Origin of the sequence: Halomonas sp. (assembly GCF_052095765.1) — a bacterium.
GTDB lineage: Bacteria > Pseudomonadota > Gammaproteobacteria > Pseudomonadales > Halomonadaceae > Halomonas.
Genome location: NZ_JBQDJZ010000049.1, coordinates 9,585 through 19,713, shown reverse-complemented (window position 1 = coordinate 19,713; position 10,129 = coordinate 9,585). Strand labels below are relative to the sequence as shown.

Annotated in this window: 7 protein-coding genes; 4 read left to right on the top strand and 3 right to left on the bottom strand. The window is 59.7% G+C overall.

The features are described from left to right. Nucleotides 1-1,513 (bottom strand): transketolase (tkt, locus tag ACTH3D_RS07890; protein ID WP_441666517.1); only part of this gene is annotated, 1,513 nt, incomplete at its 3' end. 319 nt (nt 1,514-1,832) lie between these two features. Here tkt and metK point away from each other — a divergent pair. The 3 genes from metK to ACTH3D_RS07875 all read left to right on the top strand — a co-directional run bounded on the left by metK (nt 1,833) and on the right by ACTH3D_RS07875 (nt 6,154). Beyond that, nucleotides 1,833-3,053 carry a methionine adenosyltransferase gene (gene metK / locus ACTH3D_RS07885; RefSeq protein ID WP_441666516.1) on the top strand — a complete coding sequence of 407 codons (1,221 nt, stop codon included), beginning with the start codon at nt 1,833-1,835 and terminating at the stop codon, nt 3,051-3,053. Between the two features lie 119 nt (nt 3,054-3,172). Continuing rightward, entirely contained in the window at nt 3,173-4,966 is a 1,794-nt protein-coding gene (gene ligB / locus ACTH3D_RS07880) for an NAD-dependent DNA ligase LigB (RefSeq protein WP_441666515.1), read from the top strand. 171 nt (nt 4,967-5,137) lie between these two features. Further along, entirely contained in the window at nt 5,138-6,154 is a 1,017-nt protein-coding gene (locus ACTH3D_RS07875) for a bile acid:sodium symporter family protein (protein WP_441666514.1), read from the top strand. Here the strand turns inward: ACTH3D_RS07875 and ACTH3D_RS07870 are convergent. After that, a complete protein-coding gene (locus tag ACTH3D_RS07870; RefSeq protein WP_441666513.1) occupies nt 6,118-7,050 on the bottom strand; it encodes an AEC family transporter in 933 nt (310 codons plus the stop codon). The genes ACTH3D_RS07875 and ACTH3D_RS07870 overlap by 37 nt on opposite strands. Before the next feature lie 315 nt (nt 7,051-7,365). Between ACTH3D_RS07870 and metF the strand changes: the two genes are divergently transcribed. Next, complete coding sequence (gene metF, locus ACTH3D_RS07865) at nt 7,366-8,208, top strand: methylenetetrahydrofolate reductase [NAD(P)H] (protein ID WP_441666512.1); 843 nt, start codon at nt 7,366-7,368, stop codon at nt 8,206-8,208. Between the two features lie 120 nt (nt 8,209-8,328). Here metF and ACTH3D_RS07860 read toward each other — a convergent pair. After that, the coding region (locus tag ACTH3D_RS07860) for a TRAP transporter permease (RefSeq protein WP_441666511.1) at nt 8,329-10,129 on the bottom strand (1,801 nt) is incomplete at its 5' end.

Here is a 10,129-nt window from a genome sequence, read left to right as displayed (position 1 = left end):
CGGCGCCCCAGGCGGCGGCGGTTTCCACGGCGTCGCAAGGGCGCCAGGTGGAAAGGTTCGGCGTCGAGCGTAGGTTGGTGAGCTGCTCCACCGGCTGGTGGGTGGGGCCGTCTTCGCCAAGGCCGATGGAGTCGTGGGTGAACACGTAGATGGCTCGCTTGCCCATCAGTGCCGCCATGCGCACGGCATTGCGCATGTACTCCATAAAAATCAAGAAGGTAGCGCCGTAGGGAATGAAGCCGCCGTGCAGCACGATGCCGTTCATGATGGCGCCCATGCCGAACTCGCGCACGCCGTAGTGCAGATAGTTGCCGTCGGGCGCTTCTGGTGTGATGGCCTTGGCGCCGTTCCAGAATGTCAGGTTGGATGGCGCCAGATCAGCGCTGCCACCGAGCAGCTCAGGCAGCTGTGGGCCCAGCTCGTTAAGGCAGTTGAAAGAGGCCTTGCGCGAGGCAATGCTTTCACCTTTTTCCTGGGCCTGTTGAACCATGGCTTCCATGGGGAACTCGGTAGGCAGTTTGCACTGCATGCGGCGCTTGAATTCGCGGGCCAGCTCGGGATGCTCGGCCTGATAGCGCTCCATGCGCTCCTGCCACTGCTGCTGGGCAGTCGCCCCCGCTTCGCGCGCATCCCAGCCTTGATAGATTGGCTCTGGCACATGAAAAGGCGCATGTGGCCAGTCGAGCTGCTGGCGAGCAGCGGCGATTTCGTCGTCACCCAGCGGTGCACCGTGGGTGGCAGCGGTGCCTTGCATGTTGGGCGCACCAAAGCCGATCACAGTCTGGCAGATGATTAGGCTGGGTCTATCGTCGTGATTTTTTGACAGCTCAATCGCCGCCTTGATTTCCTCGGGCTTGTGGCCGTCAACCTTGGGCACCACGTGCCAGCCGTATGCCTCGAAGCGCTTAGCAGTGTCGTCGGTAAACCAGCCTTTGATCTCGCCGTCGATGGAGATGCCGTTATCGTCGTAGAAGACGACCAGCTTGCCGAGCTGCTGGGTGCCGGCCAGCGAGCTGACTTCATGGGAGATGCCTTCCATCAGGCAGCCGTCACCCACAAAGCAGTAGGTGTGATGGTCGACGAGGGTGTGGCCGGGGCGGTTGAACTGTGCTGCTAGGGTTTTCTCGGCCAGTGCCATGCCCACGGCGTTGGCCAGCCCCTGACCTAGCGGACCGGTGGTGGTCTCGATGCCCGGCGCGTAGCCGAACTCCGGGTGGCCAGCGGTCTTAGCGTTGAGCTGACGGAAATTCTGCAGCTGCTCCAGATCCAGGTCGTAGCCGGTCAGGTGCAGCAGAGAATAAAGCAGCATGGAACCGTGGCCGTTGGACAGCACGAAGCGGTCGCGGTCAGGCCACTTGGGGTCGGCTGGGTTGTGCTTGAGAACATCGTTCCATAGCACTTCGGCAATATCGGCCATGCCCATGGGCGCGCCGGGATGGCCGGATTTGGCCTTCTGTACAGCATCCATGGATAGGGCGCGAATGGCATTGGCCAGTTCGAAACGGGATGGCATGAGTCAGCTCCTCGCCTGTGGCGGATGGTATGCAATCACACTCTGGGGTGCCTCGGACGGCGAAGAGCCGAGTGCACGATAAGGTATCAGCTGGCAGCCCAGCTGTTTTGTGCCACACAGTCGTCAGCGGCACATTGTGAATCCGGTGCCATATTGTCGCTGAGATAGCCCCGGCCTTCAATTAACTGTTCGGTTTGTGCCCGGTTTCCGCGAGTGCTGTCATGCCTGGCGCTGAAGGTGTAAACTTTGCGCTATCAAATGCCCGCAGTTCGTAGCCTGTGGGCAGGCTATCAACTTATTCCTGCAGGTCGCGAGCGCCATGAGCGAGTACTCCCTTTTTACCTCCGAGTCCGTTTCCGAAGGACACCCGGATAAGATTGCCGACCAGATTTCCGATGCCGTGCTTGACGCCATCATTGCCCGCGACAAGCAAGCGCGGGTGGCCTGCGAAACCCTAGTCAAGACTGGTGTGGCCATTGTGGCCGGTGAGATTTCTACCGCTGCCTGGGTCGATCTGGAAGAGCTGGTGCGCAAGGTGATTACAAAAATCGGCTACACCTCGTCTGATGTAGGCTTCGACGGTGAGACCTGCGGCGTGCTAAACCTGATCGGCAAGCAGAGTGTCGAGATTGCCCAAGGTGTTGACCGTGCCACACCGGAAGAGCAGGGGGCCGGTGATCAGGGGCTGATGTTTGGCTATGCCACCAACGAGACGGAAAGTTACATGCCGGCGCCGATTCATTACGCCCACCGGCTGGTGGAGCGCCAGGCCCAGCTGCGCAAAGGCGGCCTGCTGCCTTGGTTGCGCCCTGATGCCAAGAGCCAGTTGACCTTCCGCTATGACGAGGCGGGCAAGCCCTGCGGCGTGGATGCGGTGGTGCTATCGACCCAGCACGACCCGGATATCGATCAGGATGAGCTGCGCAAGATGGTGAAGCGCGAGATCATCGAACAGGTGATTCCCGCTGAGTGGCTGACCGATTCAACGCAGTACCACATCAACCCTACTGGGCGTTTCGTGATCGGTGGCCCGGTGGGCGACTGTGGTCTGACTGGCCGCAAGATCATTGTTGATACTTACGGCGGCATGGCGCGTCATGGTGGCGGGGCTTTCTCCGGTAAGGACCCATCCAAGGTAGATCGCAGCGCCGCCTATGCGGGGCGCTATGTGGCTAAGAACATCGTGGCCGCTGGCCTAGCCGAGCGCTGCGAGATTCAGGTGTCTTACGCTATCGGTGTGGCCGAGCCCACGTCGGTGTCAATCAATACCTTTGGTTCGGGCAAGATTGATGATGAGCGTATCGCTGAGTTGGTGCGTGAACACTTCGATCTACGTCCAGTTGGTATCCTACGCATGCTCGACTTGCTGCATCCGATGTATGAGTTGACGGCGGCCTACGGCCACTTCGGTCGCGAGCCTTTTGAGACCAGCTACGACTGGACCGACACCGACGGCAGCAAGCATACCGAGACTTTTACTGCCTTCCCCTGGGAGAAGACTGACCGTGCCGAGATGCTGCGCAAAGCAGCCGGACTCTAGGGACGTATAATCTTCTGCTTAAATCTCAGTTTGAAAAAGGTTGAGAGCACACAGGCCCCGCCGGCATTGCCGCGCGGGGCTTCTGCTATGTTTAGGAAATACCCGAGAGGAAGGGTCCTATGGGTCATTTTCTGTGTGCTCTCCGTACTGTTCTTGGTGGTGCTGTATTTTTCGCGCTCTGTGTTTGCGGCGGCGCTGCTCAAGCCCAGACTCCTGCCCAGGCGAAAGGCGATTGTCCGGACTGGTCTGGGTCCCGTGCTGAGCAGGAGATCTCGGCGCTGTATGCGCGTCTGACTGACTGGAACCGCGCTTATCGTCAGCAGGGAAGCTCGCCGGTCAGCGATTCGGTCTATGATCAGGCCCGTCAGCGGCTGGATGCTTGGCGGCAGTGTTTCCCCGCGCTGTCACTGTCTTCCTCTATCGTCGATATCGGTCTTGCGCCCACTGGGGAGGCCATTCACCCGGTGCCTCATACCGGCATTGGTAAGCTTACTGATGCCGCGGCGGTGCGTGCCTGGCTGGAGCAGCGGTTAAAGGAGCCGCCTGGTGAGCACACAGGCGTGTGGGTGCAGCCCAAGATCGATGGTGTTGCGGTGAGCCTGGTGTATCGCAGCGGTGAGCTGGTGCGTGCCATCAGCCGGGGCGATGGGGAATCAGGCCAGGACTGGACCGGTCGGGTGCTGGAGCTGCCAGGCGTTCCCACACGGTTGGCGACTGACCTGTCGACTAGCCAGGAGCTGGTGGTGCAGGGCGAGCTGTATCGTCGCGAGAGTAATCATGTGCAGCGACGTGATGGTAGCGCTGGCGGGCGAGGTCAGGTGGCCGGCTGGTTGGCCCGGGAGCAGCTATCGCCGGCGTTGGCTGCGCGTATCGGCCTGTTTGTGTGGGATTGGCCTGCTGGCCCCGAAACCATGACCGAGCGTCTGGACAGGTTGACAGCGCTGGGCTTTGATTCCGCTGAGTGGACGCAACGCGTTAGTGATTTTTCCAAGGTGCAGGCGCTGCGGCAGGGCTGGTATCGTGGCGAGCTGCCGTTTGCCACCGATGGCATTGTGCTCAAGCAGGACAGGCGACCTGCCGCTGAGCAGTGGCAAGCCGAGCCGCCGAGCTGGGCGGCCGCCTGGAAGTATCCCGCTCGCGAGGCGCTGGCTGAGGTGCGTGAAGTGAGCTTCACCATTGGCCGCACCGGGCGGATCACACCAGTGCTAGAACTGGTGCCGGTGATAATGGACGGGCGGCGGATTACCCGAGTTTCGGTCGGATCGTTGGCGCGGTGGCGGGAAATGGATATTCGTCCGGGAGATCAGGTGCGGCTGGCGCTGGCTGGGCTGGTTATTCCGCGACTGGAGGACGTGGTGTGGAGGGCCAGTATTCGGCCGGAGGTCGTACCGCCCGACATTTCGCGTTACCACGCTTTGAGTTGCTGGCAGCCAACGCAGGGCTGTGAGCAGCAGTTCATGGCCCGGCTTGAATGGATGGACGACGATCAGGCGCTGGGGCTTGCGGGCATTGGCCCTGGTACCTGGCAGGCGCTGATGGAGGCAGACTTGTTGGAAGGCCTGCTGGATGCTTTCACGCTGAGCAAGGCCGAGCTACGCCGTGCCTATGGCATTGGGCGCATCAAGGCTGAACGTCTGAAACAGCATTTTATGTCGGCCCAGCGGCGGCCTTTTGCCGACTGGCTTGAAGCGCTCGGCGCACCGCCTGGCTGGGAGGATGCGTTGTCAGATAACTCGAACGAAAACAGCTGGGCGATCTTAGCTGGTCGCTCGGTTAAGCAGTGGCAAGATATTCCTGGCGTTGGCCCGGTCCGCGCCAAGGCGCTACATGATTACTTCAGCCACCCGCAGGTAAATGCACTGGCCCAACAGCTGGCTGAGCTAGGCGTGGCGGGGTTCAGTCCGTTGCAATAATCAGCGGTGCTGGCGCTGACCTTGACGTTGGTTTTGGTATTGTGGCTGGGGTAGTCGGGCCAGGCGCAACGGTTTTTACCGTGAAGCCGACAGTTTCATTCAGGGCGGCCTGTTGCGATATCTTTGGTGGTACCGTTCCTCCACATCTTCGAATCATCAAAAGGTCATGCCATGTTGTCGCGCCTGCGCACTCTCTTCGATACCTTCACCCTGCTGCTGATGGCGGTGGTTGCTGTGGCGACGCTTCTCCCGGCCCAGGGTGCGGGCGAGGTGTTTTTCATGTGGCTTACGCGGCTGGCAATTGCGCTGCTGTTTTTCATGCACGGTGCCAAGCTGTCGCGACAGGCGATTGTCGCCGGTGCGACCCACTGGCGGTTGCATCTGCTGGTGTTTGCCTGCACTTTCGTGATGTTTCCGCTGATCGGCTGGGCGCTTTATCCGTTGTTGCTGCCGGTTCTGGGCAAGCCCCTGACCATCGGCATGCTGTATCTGTGCGCGCTGCCGGGCACGGTGCAGTCGGCCATAGCCTTTACCTCGATTGCCCGCGGCAATGTGTCGGCGGCGGTGTGTAGCGCCTCGGCTTCAAGCCTGATCGGTATCGGACTGACGCCATTACTGTTGATGCTGTTGCTAGATGCTGAGGGCGACAGTCAGGCTGCGGCGAGCCTGGATGCGGTACTCAAGATCTGTGTACAGCTGCTGCTGCCCTTTGTGCTGGGGCACTTGTCGCGGCCCTGGACTGGCGACTGGATCAATCGCAATCGCAGCTGGCTGGTGAGTGTCGATCAAAGCTCAATTCTGCTGGTGGTCTACACCGCCTTCAGCGCCTCGGTGGTCGGCGGGCTGTGGCAGGAGGTGTCGGCGCGCGAGCTAATGGCGCTGACGTTAGTATGCTGTGCGCTACTGGCGCTGGTGCTGTGCCTGACTACCTGGCTGGCGCGGCGGCTAGGCTTCAATCGTGAGGATGAGATTACCATCGTGTTCTGCGGCTCGAAGAAGAGCATGGCTACCGGCGTGCCCATGGCCCAGCTGCTGTTTACCGGCGGTGCCATTGGCCCGGCGTTGCTGCCGCTGATGATTTTTCACCAGATCCAGTTGATGGTGTGTGCGGTGCTGGCCCAGCGCTATGCAAGCCGTGCGGCGCCCGAAACTCAGCCGGTCACCAGCGGCAGCATCAGCCCCAGGTAGAAGGGAATCAGCAACGGTGCGGCCAGGGTGGTGAGCAGTACTGCCAGCGCACCTTTTTCGGGTGCGATGCCCAGCTCCATGGCGACCACCACCACGTTGGCAGCCATGGGCACCACGCCGATCAGCAGCAGCGCCATGGCCAGATCCTGAGATAGCCCGATGCTGGCCTGAATCGCTATGACGGCGGCCAGCATCAGCGCCGGCCACAGCAGGTAGCGCACCCCCACACAGGCACCAATAAAACGCAGATCGAACTCGCGCGGCGAGACGCGGCCCAGTGTCATGCCGATGATCATCATGCCAAGCAGGGTGTAGGCCGCGGGGAAGACCTCGAGTCCACGCATCACGCTGGGTGGCACCTCAAAATTAATGCTCTCGAACAGCAGGGCGGTAAGAAAGGCATAGATGAGTGGCAGGCGGGTGATCTTGAGCAGGCTCTCGCGCACCGAAAAACGGCCCCTGGCGCTGAGATAGAAGCCCAGCGTGAACTCATACAGGGTGACGCCCAGCACGGCGAACAGGTACAGGGTGACGCCTTCACTGGGCAGCAGCACGATGGCCACTGGCAGCCCGAAATAACCGGTGTTGCCGGTACCGGCCGAGAACGCCAGCACGGCACTCTCGTCGGCCGGCAGCAGACGTCGTGCTACTGCGTTGACCAGCAGTGCCACGCAGCAGGCAGTGGCAAACAGCGTAGCGGTGATCAGCAGATAGGCAGGTGTTGGCCCGCCCAGCACCAGTCCGCGGAAGAAGGTCAGTGGAGCGATCAGATAGATCAGCAGTGTGGCGATGGGGCGTGGGTCAACCGACAGCTGGCGGGCGGCGAATATGCCCAGCGCTACATAGGCCAGCAATGTCCACAGCGGACCAAGCAGGGTAGAGGGATCAATGGTCATTCAGAACTACCGTAACGACAGGAAGATGATGTCGCATCATGCCTTGGCGAGGCCTGACTGTCTCGGTGTGAGCGATGTTGTCACTGAGACAGCGATTATTTATAACATTTTTCGATATTAAGGTTGTTTGTTATGTGAATAAAATCGATGCGGGATCGCGAAACTTTCATTGTTCGTCGCGAACAACTATCGGCACAATGGCGTTATGGCATCATGTAGCTACTCTCAGTCAGCTGCCTTGTAATGCCGAATATCACCTGAATAAATATTGCATAATGACATTACGCAGACACGCGAGAAGAGAGGGACCGGGCCATGAGTGTGCAAGAGTATCCGTTGGGTATCAGCTTCGAATTCTTTCCGCCCAATACGCAGGTTGGACGTGACAAGTTGGTCATGACGCGGGATGCTCTGGCCAGCCGTCAGCCGCGCTTCTTCTCAGTAACCTATGGTGCTGGCGGTTCGACCCAGAAGCGAACCCTGAGCACGGTGCGTTCCGTGCGCGAAAGTGGCATCACCACCGCGCCACATCTGTCATGCGTCGGCAGCGAGAAGGCCATGCTACGCGAGGTGCTGACGCAGTTTCGTGAAGATGGCATCGATAGTCTGGTGGCGTTGCGCGGGGACCTGCCTTCTGGTATGAGCGGAATTGGCGATCTGGGCTATGCCAACGAGCTAGTGGAGTTTATCCGTGACGAGACCGGCGATCATTTCGAGATTGCCGTGGGGGCTTATCCGGAGTCACACCCCCAGGCCGAGAGTTTCGAGCGCGATCTGCAGCACTTTGTGCGCAAGATGAATGCCGGCGCGAACCTGGCAATCACCCAGTATTTTTTCAACGCCGACAGCTACTTTCATTTTGTCGAGCGGGTCCGTGCGCTGGGTGTCGAAGCGCCTATCGTGCCCGGCATCATGCCGATCACTAACTACTCCAAGCTGGCGCGCTTCTCCGATGCCTGTGGTGCTGAGATTCCGCGCTGGATTCGTAAGCAGCTTGAAGCCTACAGCGATGACAGCGAGTCCATCGCTGCTTTTGGTGAAGAGGTAATCAGCTTGCTATGTCAGCGCCTGCTGGACGGTGGCGCTCCGGGGCTGCATTTCTACACTCTCAATCAGGCTGAGCCAACGCTGAAAGTGGTCGATAACATCACCGGATAAATGCCGGTGGTTCTCAGGCCAAATACTTTCAGGCCAAACACAAAGATCCCGCCAGCATGGCGGGATCTTTGTGTTTCCGGGGCTTACACCCCATGAATGCAGCTCACTCAGGGGTGGAGTCTAGCTCGAGGCGGCAGATTCAGGTGCATTTTCAGGCTTGTTGCGGGAAGTGGGATCGCCACGGCCGCGCTGCATAAGCAGCATCGCCGCGCCGATGGCCAGACCGGCGATATCGCTGTAGATGCCGCCATAGATCATGCACAGCGCACCAATTAGCATCATCACGCGCTGCCACTGCTGCACCGGACCAAAGAACCAGCGCTGCACGGTAGCCGCCAGCAGTACGATACCAAGGCTTGCGGTTATGCCGACACGCAGAATCTGCAGCCAGCTGCCTTCCATCAGGATGGCCGGGCTGTAGAAGAACATGAACGGCACAATGAATGCCGCCAGGCCAATCTTGAACGATGCCACTGAGGTGGCCATGGCATTGTCGCCCGAGATGCCAGCTGCGGCGTACGACGCTAGCGCCACCGGCGGTGTGATAGCTGACACCACGGCAAAGTAGAACACGAAGAAGTGCGCAATCAGCGGCTCAATGCCAATGTTGATCAGGCCTGGTGCAACCACTGAAGCGGCCACTGCGTAGGCTGCCGTGGTAGGCATGCCCATCCCCAACAGGATTGAGATCAGCATGGCGAAGAACAGTGCCAACAGCTGGCTGAAACCGGCCAGGCCCAGCAGCAGTGAGGAGAAGCGCGAACCGACGCCGGTTAGCGCGATCACCCCGACGATCAGTCCGGCACAGGCACAGACCGCAATGATCTGGATGGACATATTAGCGGCCAGTTCCAGCGCTTTGAAAACCGCAACAGGCCCCATGCGATTGGGCGAAAGCCAGCTCACTACGGCAGCAGCGGCAGTTGCCAGGGTACCGGCGCGTATTACGGAATAGCCCATGAACAGTGCAACGATCAGAATGATGATCGGCGCAAACAGATAGACCTGGCGTATCAGTACCGAGAACAGTGGAATCTCTTCCTTGCGCATGCCGCGCATTCCCTTGCGGGCTGCCTCAAAGTCGACCATGAAGTAGATGGAAGAGAAGTAGAGAATGGACGGAATGATGGCGGCAATGGCGATCTCGGTATACGGGATCCCCGTCACTTCGGCCATGATAAAGGCGCCTGCCCCCATGATGGGCGGCATGATCTGGCCGCCAGTAGAGGCGGCGGCTTCGATAGCACCTGCGCTGCGGCCTGAGTAGCCGACTTTTTTCATCAGCGGAATAGTTAGTGAACCGGTAGAAACTACGTTACCGGCACTGGTGCCGTTGATCATGCCCATCAGGCCGGAGGCGAATATCGATACCTTGGCCGGGCCACCGCGTGCTCGTCCGGCTACAGAGAAGGCAAAGTTGACGAAGTAGTCACCGACCTTGGAAGCCTGTAGGAAGGCGGCGAAGATGATAAACAGCATGATGTAGGTCGATGATACTGCCGTGGTCGGGCCTAGCACGCCAGTATCGGTATATACCTGGCTGAAGAAACGCCCCAATGATAGACCGGGGTAGCCCAAGAAGCCCGGCAGCCAGGGGCCAGCAAAGACATAGGCAAGAAACAGGGCTGAGATTGCAACCAGCGCCATGCCTGCAACTCGGCGTGTCAGCTCAAGAATCAGCGCACAACCTGCCATGGCCGCCCAGGAAATTCCCATGGGCGCGAATGAGGTGCCGGTGGCGGCGCGTAACGGGCTGTTGAACATCAGCAACAGGTAACCGCTGCTGGCCAGGGCGCACACGATCAGCACCAAGTCCGCTGGAGAAAGGCGCTGACGGTACTGGTGATAGAGCCAAGACAGTACAATCGCCGCGCCAGTTGCGATAAGCAACGGAGCGCCGAAGTACCAGTTTTCGATGACG